Consider the following 16692-nt stretch of genomic DNA (forward strand, 5'->3'; position numbering starts at 1 on the left):
AACATTAAAAAATAAACTTCTTATGTTAAAACAATTTATAGAAAGACCGGTACTTTCAACGGTTATTTCCATCATACTATTATTATTGGGTGCTTTGTCGCTCTTTAATTTACCCATCGCCCTCTTTCCGGATATTGCGCCGCCGAGTGTTCAGGTGACCGCGTTTTATCCGGGTGCGAATGCGGAAGTTGTAGCCCGTTCGGTAGCAACTCCTATCGAAGAAGCGGTAAACGGTGTGGAAAACATGACCTACATGACTTCCAACTCCAGTAACGACGGTACCATGACGCTGAGCGTATTTTTCAAACAAGGATCTGATCCCGATAATGCAGCGGTAAACGTTCAAAACCGTGTATCGAAAGCCATGAGTCAACTTCCGCAAGAGGTTGTACAGGCGGGAATTTCCACACAGAAAGTTCAGAACAGTATGATCATGTTTATGGGACTAACCAGTAATGATCCTAAACAATACGACGAGCTTTTCTTACAAAACTATTTGAAAATCAATATTATTCCACAAATCCAGCGTATTCCGGGTGTTGCCCAGGCGCAGGTTTTCGGAACGAGAGATTATTCCATGAGACTCTGGCTGAAGCCGGACAGATTAGCAGCCAACGGACTTTCACCGCAGGAAGTTTTAAATGCTGTGAAGGATCACAACCTGGAAGCCGCTCCCGGACGTTTGGGACAAGGAAGTAAGGAAACGTACGAATATATTTTAAAGTATAAAGGTAAATTAAACAAAAATGAAGACTACGAAAACATCGCCATCAAAGCCAACAGCGACGGATCTTTCCTGAGACTGAAAGACGTGGCAAGAGTAGAATTCGGTTCCTATACGTATACAGCAGCCAACAGAGTTGACGGAAAACCGGTTTCAGGTTTTGCGATTATGCAGACGGCAGGATCTAATGCCAACGAAATCTTAACTGAAATTGAAAAGCAGGTAGATCAGTTTAAAACCACCCTTCCGAAAGGTGTTGAGCCAATCATCATGTACAACTCCAAAGACTTCTTGGATGCTTCTATACATCAGGTTGTTGAGACGTTGGTCATTGCCTTTATACTGGTATTTATCGTAGTATATATTTTCCTTCAGGATTTCAGATCTACTTTAATTCCAGCGATTGCCGTTCCGGTAGCGATTATTGGTACTTTCTTCTTTCTTCAGCTATTTGGATTCAGTATCAATATGTTGACCCTGTTCGCATTGGTACTCGCCATCGGTATTGTGGTGGATGATGCCATCGTTGTGGTAGAGGCTGTTCACTCTAAAATGGAACATACAGGAATGCCAGTTGAGCACGCAACAATGAGCTCAATGAGTGAAATTTCCGGAGCTATTATTTCCATTACATTGGTAATGTGTGCGGTATTTATTCCGGTTGGCTTCATGCAGGGTCCTGCGGGAGTTTTCTACAGACAGTTTGCCTTTACATTAGCTATTGCCATTATGATTTCTGCGGTGAATGCATTGACATTAAGTCCGGCTTTATGTGCCATGTTCTTAAATGATCCTCAGGGTGAACACGGAGAGCACGGTAAAAAAACAGGCTTTGGTGCAAGATTCTTTAATGCATTTAATGTAAGCTTTAATAATTTAACTAAAAAATACATTTACAGCCTCAAATTTTTAATTAAAAACAAATGGGTTGCCGTAGGAGGATTGGTATTAATTACTGCCGCAAGTATTTTCTTAATTAAAAAAGCACCGTCAGGATTTATTCCTACAGAAGACCAGGGATTTATTTTATATGCCGTGAACACGCCTCCGGGAAGTTCATTGGACAGAACCCACAGAGCAACCGAACAAATCGATCAAATTATCAATGGTGAAAAAGCTAAAAATCACCTTTGGGTGGCAGACGGTCTGAATTTCATCAGTAATGCCAATGCTTCTCCGTATTCTGCAGGTTTCATTAAATTAAAAGATCACGACCAGCGTGGCGAAGTAACTGATCCTGATCAAATTGCAGCAGCATTGACAGGGAAAGTTTCGCAGGTAAAAGATGCCAATGCATTCTTCTTCAATTTCCCTACCGTTCAGGGATTTGGTAACGTTTCCGGTTTTGAATTTATGCTTCAGGATAAAACCAACGGTTCTTTGGAAAATTTAGGGACAACAACACAAGCCTTCATCGGAGAGTTGATGAAACGTCCGGAAATTGCTTTTGCTTTCACAACCTATGCAGCCGGAAATCCACAATTCACGATCGAGGTTGATAGTGATAAAGCCAATCAGCTTGGAGTTTCCATCACAGAATTAATGCAAACGATGCAGATTTATTACGGAAGTAGCTTCGTTTCAGATTTCAACAGATTTGGAAAATACTACAGAGTAATGGCTCAGGCGGATATTCCATACAGAACGGATGCCAATTCTTTGGAAGGAATTTATGTTAAAAATAAATCAGGCGAAATGGTTCCCGTGAAAACATTGGTGACTTTAAAAAGAGCGTTCGGGCCTGAAACGGTGACAAGAAACAACTTATTCAACGCAGTGACCATCAACGGAACGCCAAAACCAGGTTACAGTACCGGAGACGCCATCAAAGCAGTGGAAGAAGTGGCAGAAAAATCTCTTCCGAGAGGATTTGGATACGAATGGACAGGGATTACCCGTGAGGAAATTAAAACAAGCGGACAGACAGCATTTATCTTTATGTTAAGTATTTTATTTGTATACTTCCTTTTGGCTGCTCAGTATGAAAGTTATATTCTTCCTTTCGCAGTTATTTTAACGATTCCAACAGGGATTTTTGGAGTATTTGCTTTCACAGGATTGGCAGGAATTGATAATAACATTTACGTTCAGGTTGGTTTGATCATGCTCGTCGGATTATTAGCGAAAAATGCAATCCTTATTGTAGAGTTCGCTGTACAACGAAGAAATGCAGGAAGATCATTACTGGAATCTGCGCTTCAGGCTTCAAGATTGCGTTTAAGACCGATCTTAATGACCTCATTTGCATTCATTGTCGGAATGTTGCCGCTTGTATTTACGCAGGGAGCTTCTGCAAAAGGAAATCATTCAATCGGCTTCAGTACCGTTGGCGGAATGTTGACAGGCGTTGTATTCGGAATTTTCATTATTCCGGTGATGTTTGTGATCTTCCAGTATTTACATGAAAAAATGCCAAGCAGAAAAAAGAAAAGACTTCAAAGACAAAAACTGGAAGCTGAACTTTTAGCTACAACTCATTAATAATATGCTTGACAAAGCTTTGAGAAAAATTTAGACTAAGATTTTAAACGCAAAGATTTAATTATTAACACCAAATATTTTAAAGAGTAAAGGGAGCGACAGTCGCTGATGAAGCTAAAGATTAAAGTACGCTTATTCAAATCAAATATAAATTGATTAAACTTTGCTCACTCAAATATTTTCCACATTAAATATTTCTTTGCGTTGAAAAAATTTATAACAAAACAATTTCTGAAACAATTTCTCAAAGTTTTGTAATCCATTAAAATTAAAAATTATGAAGAGAATAAAAAATATCATCATCACTTTTGGACTGGCTTTAGCTTCGGTCTCCTGTGTGTCCAAACTGGCATACAAGGAGCCTGAGCTCGAGCTGCCCGAAACATTCAAATATACCGCAACAGCAGATACCGCAAGCGTTGCCAACCTGGAATGGAGACAGTTTTTCAGCGATCCGATGTTACAAAGATTGATTGAAAAAGGAATTAAAAACAACTACGATTTACAAATCGCTCTGAAGCAGGTTGCTTCTTCACAGGAAAAATTAAAACAGGCGAAATATCTTCAATATCCTGACGTTGGTTTCGGCGTTTCTGCACAGATTTCAAAGCCTTCAAAAAACAGCATGAATGGGCAAAGCTTAAACTTATTTTTAGGAAAAAGCTATGTTGAAGATTACAATGCAGCGTTCAATTTATCCTGGGAAGCGGATATTTGGGGGAAAATTAAAAATCAGCAGGAAGTTTCAAGAATGCAGTACCTGCAGACATATGAAGCAACAAAAGCCATTCAGACACAAGTTGTTGCAGCGATAGCTCAGGGATATTATAATTTATTAATGCTTGATAAACAAATGCAGATTGCAAAATCGAATTTAGAATTAAGCAATAATACCCTTGCTCTCACAGAAAAGTTATGGCAAAGCGGTGACACGACTTCTTTGGGAGTTCAGCAGGCCACTGCACAAAAGCAATCGACGGAACTATTGATCACGCAATTGGAGCAAAATATTGCCATTCAGGAAAATGCATTAAGTATTCTGGTGGGCGAAAATCCCGGAACAATCAGCAGAACGATTGAGATGTCCGAAACCTCTTTACCACAGGAAATTTCCGCAGGACTTCCGGCAGCAATGGTGAGCCGTCGTCCGGATGTCCGTCAGCAGGAATTGGTGTTGTTAGAATCCAACTCAATAGTCGGAATTGCGCAGGCCAATATGTATCCTTCATTGAAAATCACCGCCAACGGAGGCGTAAATTCATTTAAAATTGACAACTGGTTCCAGATTCCGGCTTCATTGTTCGGATCTGTTTTAGGAGGATTGACTCAGCCTATTTTCCAGAAAAGACAATTGAAAACGGATTTAAATGTTGCTAAAATTCAGAGAGAGAAAAATGTATTGGCTTTCCGTCAATCTGTTTTGAATGCAGTGGGTGAAGTTTCAGATGCTTTGGTTTCTAATGAAAGTCTGAAGGTTCAGGAACAAAAGGCAGCCGAACAGGCGGCAACGTTAAAAAACGGAATTAAAAGTGCCGAAATGCTCTACAAAGGCGGCATGGCAAACTATTTAGAAGTGATAACCGCTCAGGGAAATTCTCTGCAGGCAGAACTTAATTTAGCGTCAGTAAAAAGACAACGATTAAGCAGCATTGTAGATTTGTACCGTGCGTTAGGTGGCGGCTGGAAGTAGTAAATTTAAATTATATTGTTAATGGAATGCGGTCTTTCGGGGCTGCATTTTTTGTTTTTAGATTAAAAAAACACTCACGCTGTCATTCTGAACGGAACAACGTGAAGTGAAGAATCTATAAAATATTTATGGAGATTCTTCCTTCGTCAGAATGACAATCAATAACTCTTTACATTAAAATATTTCCAAAAATCTTTGCAGATCTGCGAAATCTGTGGGAATAAAAAATTACTTCAAAGTCTGTTGACTAATATATCCAATCAACCCATCAAAATCTTCCTGAGAATATCCCAACGGCAAATAATGAATATCATCCGCTTTCCGATACCAGGTCAATTGGCGTTTTGCGTATCTCCGACTGTTTTTCTTGATTTCTGAAACGGCAAAATCCAGATCCCATTCGCCATCAAAATATTTGAATAATTCAGCGTAACCAACAGTATTTAAAGCCGTCAGATATTTAAATTTTTCTAAACTTTTTGCTTCTTCCAATAACCCTTTCTCCATCATAATATCCACTCTGCTGTTGATTCGGTCATATAATTCTTCTCTTGGTGCTTCAATTCCGATCCTGATGGTATTAAAATCTCTGGAATCCTGAGAAACAGCAATTTGTTCAGAATATTTTTTATTCGTTTGCCAAATGACATCAATAGCACGTAAAAGTCTTCTGTGATTGTGAAAATCAACTATAGAAAAATATTCAGGATCGAGTTCTTTCAACATTTCCTGAAGTTTTTCAATTCCCTCATTTTCCAGGATTTCCTGTAATTTTTTCTGATTGTTGTCATCAGCTTCCGGCAAATCATTTAGACCTTCAATTACGGCTTTTTCGTACATCATACTTCCGCCCACCAAAATGACCGTATCGTATTTTTCAAAAAGTTCATTGAGTTTTTTTAAAGCATCTTCCTCATATTGCCCGATCGAATAATATTCTTCCACCGAAAGATTACCGATAAAATGATGTGGAGCTTCCGCCAACTCTTCCTCTGAAGGCGAAGCAGTGCCAATCTTCATTTCCTTAAAAAACTGTCGGGAATCACAGGAAATAATTTCCGTGTTGAAATGTTTTGCCAGATCAATTGCGAGTCTCGTTTTTCCAATTCCGGTGGGGCCTACAACAGAAATTAAAGTTTTATTTTTCACGAAGCTAATTTACGAAAATGAGTTTACTTATTTGGCTGGAAGATGGAGGCCTGAAGATGGAAGTTAAAATTGGAGGTCATTTATATCCAAGACAATCTTCCCGCTTCCTGCATCCAACTTCCATCCTTACTACTTTAGCTAAACTATACACTTAAATGTTTATCTTTGTACAACAATAAAAAACTATGATTTTATCAATGACCGGCTTCGGTAGAGCCGAAGGTGTTTTTGAAGGCAAAAAGATTACCATAGATATTAAGTCACTGAACAGCAAAAGCTTTGATTTGAATATTAAAATCCCTTTACGCTATAAAGAAAAAGAATTTGAAATCAGAAAAATTCTCAACGACAGGATTATCCGTGGAAAAGTGGATTGCTACATTAACCTTGAGAATCTTGAAGAATCTACGGATGTGAAAATTAATAAAAATTTAATTGATTCTTACATCAGCGAACTTCGCAACATCGCTTCAGACGGCCCCGATTTCGAATATCTGAAAATGGCAGTACGATTACCGGATGCCATCACTTCAAGGCCCGATGAACTTTCGGAAGGAGAATGGGAAGCATTGGCTAAAATTGTACATGCTGCGGTTGACCGGTTTGGAGAATTCAGAAAAACGGAAGGTAAAATCCTGCATGAAGAGCTGGAAAGAAACATACAGAATATTGAAAAGAGCCTTTCCGAAGTTATTCCTTTTGAAGAAGAGCGAATCTCTGCTGTGAAAGAGCGTTATCAGAAATCTTTAAAAGAATTCGAAAATATAGATGAAACCAGATTCTACCAGGAAATGGCTTATTTCACGGAAAAACTTGATATTTCCGAAGAGAAAGTACGGCTTTCCCAACATCTTAAATACTATAAAGAAGTAATGGACAATGAAGATTTTAACGGTAAAAAACTGGGATTCATTTCTCAGGAAATCGGCCGTGAGATCAATACATTAGGTTCAAAAGCCAATCATTCTGAAATTCAGAAGCTGGTAGTGATGATGAAGGATGATCTGGAAAAAATCAAAGAACAAACGTTAAATGTACTTTAAATTCAGGGTTTAATGTTTAAAATTCAAGGTTGTAAGCTTTGATATAAAACATATGCTTTGAATTATGAACGAAACTTTAAACTTTAAACTAAAAACTTTGAACAATAAAGTTATCATATTTTCAGCGCCCTCGGGAAGCGGAAAAACGACACTGGTAAAACATTCACTGGAAATATTTAAAGAACTGCAGTTTTCCATTTCCTGCACAACAAGGCAGCCGAGAGGAAGCGAAGTTCATGCGGTGGATTATCATTTTTTAACGCCTGATGAATTCAGGCAAAAAATTGCGGAAGATGCATTTGTAGAATTTGAAGAAGTGTATACCGACAAATACTACGGAACCTTAAAATCCGAAGTTGAAAAAATATGGAATCATGGGAAAGTGGTGATTTTTGACGTTGATGTAAAAGGCGGGATTTCCCTTAAAAAATATTTTGGAGAGCAGGCATTGTCGATTTTTATCGAACCGCCTTCAATTAATGAACTGGAGCGAAGATTGATTTCAAGAAATACGGACGATGCGGACACCATCAGAACCCGTGTGGCAAAAGCTGAAGAAGAAATGTCTTATGCAAAAGAGTTTGATAAAATCGTGATCAATAATGATCTTGACGAAGCAAAAAGAGAAATAGAAAGTTTAATAAAAAATTTTATTGGAAGTTAAAGGATGGAAGCCTGAAGTTGGATGACGGAAGTTTGATGGCTCATACACTTCAAACATTTTCAAATTCTGATTTCTAATTTCTTACTTCTAATTTCTAATTCTAAAACATTGAGGTAAATATGAGTACCGAAACATTAGAAAAAGCTAAATCTGCAATTCCCGTAAGAGGATTTTTGGATATAAAAGATATTGCCATTCCTCAGGGAGAAGAGCTTGTAAAAGCCATTCTTGCGTTAAAAGAAGAGAAAAATGCAGTGATTTTAGCACATTATTACCAGCCCGGAGAAATTCAGGATATTGCTGATTTTCTTGGCGATTCACTTCAATTGGCAAGACAGGCAAAAGACACCAATGCAGATATGATTGTTTTCTGCGGAGTACATTTTATGGCCGAAGCTGCAAAAATTCTTAATCCTACAAAAAAAGTTGTTCTTCCGGACACGATGGCGGGATGTTCTTTAGCAGACGGATGTTCCGGAGAAGGACTGCGAAAAATGCGTGAGCAGCATCCAAATGCGTTGGTAGCAACTTATATCAACTGTAATGCGGAAACAAAGGCTGAAAGTGATATTATCGTGACAAGCTCAAACGCGGAAACGGTAATTGAAGCGCTACCGAAAGACCGTCCGATTATTTTCGCTCCGGATAAAAATCTGGGAAGATACTTATCTCAGAAAACCGGCCGTGATATGATTCTATGGGATGGAAGCTGTATCGTTCACGAAGCTTTCTCCATGGAAAGAATTGCGAAACAGCTGGCGGAAAATCCCGATGCCAAGCTTATTGCCCACCCGGAAAGTGAAGAAGCGGTTTTAAAACTGGCTCATTTTATCGGTTCCACTTCCGCCCTGCTTAATTATGTAGAACAGGACGACTGCCAGAAATTTATTATTGCTACGGAAGAAGGCATCCTTCATGAAATGAAAAAACGTGCACCTCACAAAGAACTTATTCCGGCACTGGTTTTCGATGAAACCTGCAATTGTTCGGAATGTTTTTACATGAAAAGAAATACCATGGAAAAACTCTATCTGTGCATGAAATATGAGCTTCCGGAAATCATTATTGACGAAGAATTAAGATTGAAAGCATTAAAGCCTATTGAAGCGATGCTTGATCTTTCTAAAAGTATAAAATAAAACAAAGGGCCCCAAAAAGTAAGACTTATTGGGGCATTTTTATTCTCATCGAATTTCACTATTTAAAGATCATTCGGACCAGGAACATAACATTCAGAATTGATAAGAACACAGTTTCTGCAAAACTCTGAAAGTGCCCAGTATTCATCACAAGTAAAATTGGAACCTTGAGGGCATTCATTACAGCTTTTAGGACCCGCTCCTCCATTAATCTGTTCTAAATTTCGTCTGCTTAATTTTTTAAAATTTTTCATAATAAATTGATTTAGTTAATTTTATAAATTTAATATTATTTTTGAGAAATGATAACATATTGAAAATAATTAACACAAACATTTGTTATTAGATCTGAATAGTAATAAACCGAAAGGTGATGCTACACTGGAATTTGTGTTTTAAAATAATTAAATAAGACAAAAAAATATGGAAATACACTGGAATTCTGAAGAATTAAAACGATTTTTGCTTAAAAAAAGATGAGCAAAATATATCTTGAAGATGTAAAAATTTATGCCTACCACGGTGTTCTACCGGAAGAAAACATCATCGGAACTTATTATATTCTGAATACAGAAATCCACACAGATCTGTGGAAAGCGGCAGAATCAGACAATCTAGAAGATACGATCAGTTATGCAGATGTTAATGAAATTATTCATAACGAAATGAAAATCAAATCTAAATTGCTGGAGCATGTAGCCGGAAGAATTATTTCAAAGATTCATGGAAAATTCCCGGAAATTTCCTATATCCGACTGAAAATCACCAAAACCGCACCGCCGATGAAAGGTGAAATGAAGGGGGCAAGCATCGAACTGGAAAAAAGTTTTAAACCCGATAATTAAAAAATTATTATTTTCGTTTAAAATTATACAAAGAATTGAAATTCATAAAAATATTATTTCTTTTAGCTTTTATTACCGTTTGCGGTCAGACTGGTTCAGATAATCAGGTGCCTGTTTACAATTTCCCGAAGCTAAAATCCAGCATTACCATGCCGGTAACCATTCCCCTATCTCAGATCAGCAACATTATCAATGCTTCTGTAAAAGATCTCATCTACCAGGATGATTCTTATACTGACAACAATAACGACCAGTTTAAAGTGAAAGTATGGAAAACACGCCCGATACGTCTTGTTGGGGGTACCAACCAAAACATTCTGATTGAGGTCCCCTTAAAAATATGGGCAGAAAAAGGAATTGGAACCCTCGGGTTGTACACTTACCAAAGCACAACTTTTGAAACGGTGATGTCTTTCAATACTTCCATCAGTTTAAAAAATAACTGGACAATTCTTACACAAACCCGCCCTAACGGATTCAGATGGGTGACAAAACCGGTACTGGATTTTGGAAAAATCGAAATCCCTATCACGTCACTGGTAGAAAAAAGCCTTGTGGAACAACAAAAGAAATTCTGCACAACGATTGACCAGCAAATGGCCGGACAGTTGAACTTTCAGAATTATGCCGTTATGGCCTTCAATGTTTTTGCAAATCCCTTTCAGGTTTCGGAAGAATACAATACCTGGCTGAAAATTACACCGATTAATGTTCATATTACACCATTGCAGTTTTACGCCAATCAAATCAATACAAGCCTGGGAATAGATATATATTCGGAAACTTATACCGGCCGTAAACCCGAATCTTCAGAGCTTGTAAAATCAGCTCCGGATTTTGGCTTTGTTGCTTCGCTGGAAGACCAGTTTCTGCTTCAGACCACAGCAAATGTTCCTTTTACGGAAGCAACGGCCATTGCACGGAATATGTTCCTGAATAAAGAATATGATGTAAGAGGTTCTTCGGTAAAGATTAAGGATATAAAAGTATATGGTGAAGACAACCGCGTGATGGTAGAGGCGGAAACAGAAGGATACGTTAACGGAACAGCCTATATTTCGGGAGTTCCGGTATATGATGAGGGCAAAAAGAAGATTGTGCTTTCTGAAACCAAATTCAGGCTCAAAACATCCAATATATTACAGAAAACGGCCACTCTGCTCTTCCGGGGAAGAATCGTAAAAATGATTGAGGAAGAATATGGTATTCCGACTCAGGATCTTGAAAACACTTCTAGGAAAAGTATTGAAGAAGCCTTTAACAAAGAATATTATAAAGGGCTCAAAATGTCCGGAAAGGTGTTTACTTTAAAACCCGGAAACATTTTGATGAATCCTTTTGGAATTACCGCCGTAATTGATACGAAAGCAACTTTAGAACTTATAGTAAACGGAATTTAAACTAATAACTAATATGAGAAAATATTTACGCGTAGTAGACAATAACAGAGCTACAAAATGGCAAAGATTTGCAGAGTATATACTGGACAGGATCTTTATACAGGTCATTTTTTATGGGGCAATTTTTATCTTTGGAATATTAAATGTCACTCTTTTTAATGAGAATATAGATGAAAGTTTTGAAGAAGAAAATACAAGTATGGATTTTGTTTTTATACTCATTTATCTTACTTACATATTTGCTTATTATTGTCTGATGGAATATTACCTGGGAAGAACGCCTGCAAAATATATTACCGGAACAAAAGTTATTAGCATCGATGGAGAAAAACCGACATTTATGCAAATATTGGGTCGCACATTTTCAAGAATAGTCCCTTTTGATGCCTTATCTTTTCTGGGCGAAAACGGCTGGCACGACAGCTGGAGCGATACCCGTGTGATTGATATAAAAAAATATACGGCTGAAACCCAGATGAAAAGAGAAATTGAAAACATCGGAGTGAAAGAAATCGCCTGAAAAATTTTTGTTGAATCAGATATTTTGTTATATTTGCACACCTAAAAATGGTAAAGACATGGTACTTTGGCCGAGCGGCTAGGCAGTGGTCTGCAACACCATCTACAGCGGTTCGAATCCGCTAGGTACCTCATTACAAACCTCTAAGTATCTAATCCAATGATTTTTAGAGGTTTTTTATTTGTAGTTTTCCCGATATTTTCCCGATAAATGTATTTTTAATTATTCCCCTCTTAAATTTCAAATTATTTGGACACATTAATATTCCAGTGTTTTATTAATTTATACTATATTCACAATATTACTTTATATCAGATTATAGTATTTTAATTTTATCATAGATATTAGTTATATAATTACATTTATAATTTTAATTTATTGTATATTCGAATCATTTATTTAAAATAAACAAATAACCATTGAAGAAAAAACTACAGATACAAAATCCAAAAATAATACTAAAAAGGTTTAATAGAAAACTGGCATTTAAAACTAACCGAAAGGTTAAAAGACGACTTCTTAATTCTCTAAGATCAGATTTAAGAAAGAATTATTCATATTTAGATAGAAAGTTAAATACATATAATTTACTTAGAGTCCCTAATATCTTATCACTCAATAAAGATCCCTACCAATTTGTGGACTTTATAAAAAAATTCGAGAATCTCAAATCAAGTAATAATAAAAAGCCATTTTTCTTTGATTTGTTACATGTCGAAGAATTAGATTTTTCTGGAATTTCTTTATTAATTGCATTGAGATACAAGTTAAAACTGTATAGTATAGATTTCAATGGACGTAATCCGAAAAAACAGGAATTATGTAATTTGCTTGGTGAATATCAGTTTTTAGAACAAATGGGCATTGTGCCAAGCTATGAAGATATTCACTTTAGCTTAGGGAAAAAAAATGACAAAATTACTATCAAAGGCGACTCGAAAGTAAAACCTGAATTGGGCATAGAAATTGCTGACTACGTCTCAAATAAGTTATTTGGCAAAGCAGGATTGGTAAATGATGGGTTACAGACAATGCTGCTGGAATTGATGGCAAATACATTTAAATGGTCTTCACAGCCTAATGGTCACAATTTATGGTTACTAACTATGTCATTTAACAAAATTGAAAAGAGAATTGAATTTCAATTTATTGATTTTGGTATTGGCGTTTTTGAAAGTTTAAAAAATTCAAAAGTGTACGAGAAATGGTTTGGATATGCTTTAAATATTCTTCAATCAAATTCTAATATTTTCAAAGATATGTTAAATGCAAATTCCAACGTTTTCAAATCTTCGACTGGATTATATTTCAGGGGAAAAGGGATTCCAAGTATAAAAGAAAATTATGAAAAGCGGTTTTACGATGATGTTAATATTTTAACAAATAACATATTTGTTGATCTTAAAAACGAAAAATATATTAATTTAGCTGATAATTTTACTGGAACTTTAGTAAACTGGACAATTGATGCAAATAACGAATTTATACAATTATTATAATAAATGATAAATCAAATGGTTACTCTAAGAATTAAAGATTTTTCAACGACCCCTGGGGTAAGAAGTAAAGACGAAGGACCTTTTTCTGGTGAGGAATATAGAACTAAATTTTTGGAACCAGAAATAAGAAAATCCTTAAATTCCGGCGAAAAAATTAAAATTATTTTAGACGGAACATTAGGATATGCCACATCTTTTTTAGAAGAGGTTTTTGGAGGAATTGTAAGAAAGTTTGGGTATGAAAATGTAAAAAGACTAATAGAAATTGTATCGATTCAACGACCTTATTATATCGATGATGTTAATGATTACATGAATGATGCAAAAAATAAATGAATTTATTACGGAAAATTATAAAACAGCTCTTGTAAGCATTATATGCTCTTTAATTGTTGTTTTTTTTTATCTAATAATTGATAACGGTTTAAAGTTTAATAATGAGTTAGAATACAAAGATATATTTACCTTTATTGTAAATATTATTTTTGTAATGTTTATTTCTCGATCTATTTCAAAAAACTATGATTCGCAGAGGAAAAAAAAGGATCTTATAATTGATGAGGTTAAATTTGTTTATAATATTTGCGTGGAAAATTTTCAAAAACTCAAGGCAGATAATTATGATTTAAACACCTATTTGCCATATATAACTAAAATTAGAGATGAAATAGAGAATGTTAAGCAAATAATTCATCTAGCAAATATACCTATAAATGTTGATACTATATTTGCAGCATTAAACCTGATGGTTCGTAGAGTAGATAGTACCATAAATCCTGGCACTCAATCAACGCCAATATCCAATGCTGATAAAAGCTTGATTGATGACCATGAAAGGCATATTAGAAAGCAGCTTTTTCATATAATCTATTTAATAAATAATAGCTAAATCCCCCTAATAATGTGGGGATATTTTTTTATAAAATTAAAAATTGTTTCTTTATTTCATTTAAGAAATTCTGATAAAATTCGATAGCTAGATTAGCCACTTCTAATGGATCTCTATCACCAATCAATGCTTTTCCTAAATGCGGCGTAGGCGGCTGCCATATTTGTCCATTTATTGAAATTGGTTGTAATTTCAATTCAATAGGAAATCCTAATACTTCCTTCCATGTATGCATTTCACCATCTAGACCAAAGCCAATTGTAATAGGAATAGGCTCTGCGTTTTCTATTATAGAGTAATTTATACCTGATACTAAAGAGTGATTAATTGCATCTCTGGCATTTTTTAAATAAGACAACAACGATCCCTTCTTCTTAATGCCTTAAACTTACCTTGAAATGGTTCAAATTTGTTTCTAATATCTTGACATTCTCTTTCGGCTCTAATAAAACATAAATCTAAATGCAGAATAAAATCAAACCAGCCTCTTTCTTGCAGTCTGTTTTCAGCAAAAGTCTCCAGTGCTTCTTTAGCAAAATCTAATTCTTGTTGAGCTAATATTACTGTTGGCATTTTTATATTTTACATAAAGATAAAAAATCACATACAAAAAGCATCTTACATTTCGCAATAATTTGTGTTATTTGTTTATGTTTAATTTACTGATCCAATTTCAGGATGCTGTTTTCCAGATTGCTGATGCTTCTTTTTGCTTCTTCCACCAGATGTTTTAGGTTCGTCTCGTCAGGAAGCGTATAGGGTTTATAATCTTGGGGTAGTATACCTCTGACATAACGCCATACCTCAGCAATGTCTTCGAGGGCAATGTTGTACGGCTCATACAATGAATTGTCCGCTGATACAATAATAGACTTTTTGTTTTTTTTCAGAAAGGTCTTGTACGTGATGCCTTCTTTGGTAACAAAAATATATTCTTTGTTTGTCTTCAGGTCCTCCAATGTTTCAACATACTCACCGATGATGATCGACTGGTCGGCAAAAGGAGGCATTGAATCGCCATCAGCTAAAAATGCCCGGTACTTTCCATTCTTTAAGAATGGCAGCTGCATCTTCTGGAGGCTTTCAATAAATTCAGGATCGCTGTATCCTTTCAGGTAGCCCATCGATGCTTTCTGGGGAACAATTTCGATATAATTGTTGCCTTCCGGATCCACCACAACGGGTAGCAAGATCTTGTTTCCGGGAAGGTTGACCATTTCTTCCAAAGGAAACTTCCTGATGTCCACCGTGACCAGAAGGTCAATACTTATGTTAAAGTATTTGGAAATCCTGATAAGGACCTCAATAGGCGGTTCTGCTGCCCCATATTCGTAGGAGACATACCTTGACCGGGTCAGAATAAGTTCTTCCGCCAGCTTATGCTGCGACAGCTTTTTTTGACCTCTCAAAAACACGATGTTATCTGAAAAAATTGACATTGTCATTATTTATGACAACAAATATACAATTTTTGTTTAAAAACGTGACTAAGTTTGTAGCATGGAAAGAGCAATTGCCCATATGGATCTTGATACGTTTTTTGTCTCCTGTGAACGGCTGAAGAACTCCGCATTGGAAAAACTGCCTGTTATTATAGGTGGTGGAGACCGTGGGGTTGTGGCCTCATGCTCCTATGAAGCGCGGTATTTCGGCGTCCGCAGTGCGATGCCGATTAAAATGGCATTGAGATTATGCCCTGAGGCAAAGGTTATAAAAGGAGATATGGAATATTATTCTAATATGTCACATCTGGTAACCGAGGTGATTCAGGAAAGAGTTCCGGTTATGGAGAAAGCGAGCATCGATGAATTTTACCTCGACCTTTCCGGTATGGACAAATTCTTCGGATGTTACCAATGGACCAATGGAATTGTCGATGCCGTCACTAAAAACACGGGGCTTCCGATTAGCTTTGCACTTTCTACCAACAAGACCGTTTCCAAGATCGGAACCGGCGAAGCAAAACCGATAGGAAGATTAGAGGTCAAGGCTCCTAATATTCAGAATTTTTTAAATCCATTGTCCATAAAAAAGATTCCGATGGTGGGTACTGAAACGTTCAATCTTTTTTCAAGATTAGGAGTCAAAACCATACAAACCCTGTCTGAAATGCCGGTGGAAGTTCTTCACAAATTGATCGGAAAAAATGGAACGGTACTTTGGAAAAAGGCCCACGGGATTGATGATACTCCTGTGGTTCCCTACTCTGAACGAAAATCCATATCTACAGAAGACACGTTTTCAGAGGATACGATCGATGTTCATCAGATCAGAAGTATTCTTTCTGGAATGGTAGAAAAGCTGGCCTTTCAGCTAAGGCAGGAAAAGTGGCTAACCTCAACGGTTACCGTTAAGATCAGGTACTCGAATTTCGATACGGAGACCAAGCAATGCAGGATTCCGTATACCTCTGCCGATCATACCCTGCTACGTGTTGTTCTTGAACTGTTTAATAAAGTCTATACCCGCAGGATGCGGATTCGGCTGATCGGGGTCCGTTTTACCGGTCTTGTTCATGGCTGCCACCAGATGGATCTTTTTGAAGATACCGAAGAACTGATCTCTTTGTATCAGACGATGGACAGGATAAAGAACAGGTTCGGGGCATCCAGTGTTGGAAGAGCGTCCGGTTTTTTAAAATAATATCCG

Annotated in this window: 18 protein-coding genes and 1 tRNA gene; 14 read left to right on the forward strand and 5 right to left on the reverse strand. The window is 36.6% G+C overall.

What is annotated here, in order from left to right; translation table 11 throughout:
* Positions 1-22 precede the first annotated feature (22 nt).
* A complete protein-coding gene (locus U9K52_RS08290) occupies positions 23-3205 on the forward strand; it encodes an efflux RND transporter permease subunit (RefSeq protein WP_322925936.1) in 3183 nt (1060 codons plus the stop codon).
* A gap of 277 nt (positions 3206-3482) precedes the next feature.
* Complete coding sequence (locus tag U9K52_RS08295; RefSeq protein WP_322925937.1) at positions 3483-4895, forward strand: efflux transporter outer membrane subunit; 1413 nt, start codon at positions 3483-3485, stop codon at positions 4893-4895.
* A 228-nt stretch (positions 4896-5123) separates the two neighbouring features.
* On the opposite strand, the gene miaA is transcribed toward U9K52_RS08295, so the two are convergent.
* Positions 5124-6044, reverse strand: a complete 921-nt coding sequence (gene miaA, locus U9K52_RS08300) for a tRNA (adenosine(37)-N6)-dimethylallyltransferase MiaA (RefSeq protein WP_322925938.1) — start codon at positions 6042-6044, stop codon at positions 5124-5126.
* Between the two features lie 17 nt (positions 6045-6061).
* Here miaA and U9K52_RS08305 point away from each other — a divergent pair, with 17 nt between their 5' ends.
* The 4 genes from U9K52_RS08305 (at position 6062) to nadA (ending at position 8890) form a co-directional block, all read left to right on the forward strand.
* Positions 6062-6199 (forward strand): hypothetical protein, encoded by a 138-nt coding sequence (locus U9K52_RS08305; protein WP_322925939.1) that lies wholly within the window; start codon positions 6062-6064, stop codon positions 6197-6199.
* A 30-nt stretch (positions 6200-6229) separates the two neighbouring features.
* On the forward strand, positions 6230-7087 hold the full coding sequence (locus U9K52_RS08310; RefSeq protein ID WP_248394801.1) for a YicC/YloC family endoribonuclease: 858 nt from the start codon (positions 6230-6232) through the stop codon (positions 7085-7087).
* Positions 7088-7151: 64 nt separating this feature from the next.
* Entirely contained in the window at positions 7152-7751 is a 600-nt protein-coding gene (gmk, locus tag U9K52_RS08315) for a guanylate kinase (protein ID WP_322925940.1), read from the forward strand.
* Positions 7752-7870: 119 nt separating this feature from the next.
* Positions 7871-8890 (forward strand): quinolinate synthase NadA, encoded by a 1020-nt coding sequence (gene nadA, locus U9K52_RS08320; protein ID WP_248394803.1) that lies wholly within the window; start codon positions 7871-7873, stop codon positions 8888-8890.
* Between the two features lie 62 nt (positions 8891-8952).
* Here the strand turns inward: nadA and U9K52_RS08325 are convergent, their stop codons facing one another.
* Positions 8953-9144: a bacteriocin-like protein gene (locus tag U9K52_RS08325; protein WP_248394804.1), complete on the reverse strand. Its 192-nt coding sequence runs from the start codon at positions 9142-9144 to the stop codon at positions 8953-8955.
* 222 nt (positions 9145-9366) lie between these two features.
* On the opposite strand from U9K52_RS08325, the gene folB reads away from it, so the two are divergent.
* The 7 genes from folB to U9K52_RS08360 all read left to right on the forward strand — a co-directional run bounded on the left by folB (position 9367) and on the right by U9K52_RS08360 (position 14043).
* On the forward strand, positions 9367-9735 hold the full coding sequence (gene folB, locus U9K52_RS08330) for a dihydroneopterin aldolase (RefSeq protein ID WP_248394806.1): 369 nt from the start codon (positions 9367-9369) through the stop codon (positions 9733-9735).
* A 35-nt stretch (positions 9736-9770) separates the two neighbouring features.
* Complete coding sequence (locus U9K52_RS08335; RefSeq protein WP_322925941.1) at positions 9771-11135, forward strand: DUF4403 family protein; 1365 nt, start codon at positions 9771-9773, stop codon at positions 11133-11135.
* 13 nt (positions 11136-11148) lie between these two features.
* A complete protein-coding gene (locus U9K52_RS08340; RefSeq protein ID WP_322925942.1) occupies positions 11149-11655 on the forward strand; it encodes an RDD family protein in 507 nt (168 codons plus the stop codon).
* Between the two features lie 60 nt (positions 11656-11715).
* A tRNA-Cys gene (locus tag U9K52_RS08345) sits at positions 11716-11786 on the forward strand.
* Between the two features lie 288 nt (positions 11787-12074).
* Entirely contained in the window at positions 12075-13154 is a 1080-nt protein-coding gene (locus tag U9K52_RS08350) for a hypothetical protein (protein ID WP_322925943.1), read from the forward strand.
* Between the two features lie 3 nt (positions 13155-13157).
* On the forward strand, positions 13158-13490 hold the full coding sequence (locus U9K52_RS08355) for an STAS-like domain-containing protein (protein ID WP_322925944.1): 333 nt from the start codon (positions 13158-13160) through the stop codon (positions 13488-13490).
* The gene (locus U9K52_RS08360; RefSeq protein WP_322925945.1) at positions 13471-14043 is read left to right on the forward strand and encodes a hypothetical protein; all 573 of its coding nucleotides are present in this window, start codon (positions 13471-13473) and stop codon (positions 14041-14043) included. The genes U9K52_RS08355 and U9K52_RS08360 overlap by 20 nt, the downstream gene beginning before the upstream one ends.
* A 28-nt stretch (positions 14044-14071) precedes the next feature.
* Here U9K52_RS08360 and U9K52_RS08365 read toward each other — a convergent pair whose 3' ends face one another.
* From U9K52_RS08365 to U9K52_RS08375, 3 genes are all read right to left on the reverse strand, one after another.
* Positions 14072-14401, reverse strand: a complete 330-nt coding sequence (locus U9K52_RS08365; RefSeq protein WP_322925946.1) for a hypothetical protein — start codon at positions 14399-14401, stop codon at positions 14072-14074.
* Positions 14389-14616 carry a hypothetical protein gene (locus U9K52_RS08370; protein WP_322925947.1) on the reverse strand — a complete coding sequence of 76 codons (228 nt, stop codon included), beginning with the start codon at positions 14614-14616 and terminating at the stop codon, positions 14389-14391. Before U9K52_RS08370 ends, U9K52_RS08365 begins: the two co-directional genes overlap by 13 nt.
* Before the next feature lie 86 nt (positions 14617-14702).
* On the reverse strand, positions 14703-15482 hold the full coding sequence (locus U9K52_RS08375) for a LexA family transcriptional regulator (RefSeq protein ID WP_322925948.1): 780 nt from the start codon (positions 15480-15482) through the stop codon (positions 14703-14705).
* 61 nt (positions 15483-15543) lie between these two features.
* On the opposite strand from U9K52_RS08375, the gene dinB reads away from it, so the two are divergent.
* A complete protein-coding gene (gene dinB / locus U9K52_RS08380) occupies positions 15544-16686 on the forward strand; it encodes a DNA polymerase IV (protein ID WP_322925949.1) in 1143 nt (380 codons plus the stop codon).
* Positions 16687-16692: the final 6 nt, after the last annotated feature.

This window comes from Chryseobacterium sp. MHB01 (assembly GCF_034651565.1).
GTDB classification, from domain to species: domain Bacteria; phylum Bacteroidota; class Bacteroidia; order Flavobacteriales; family Weeksellaceae; genus Chryseobacterium; species Chryseobacterium nepalense.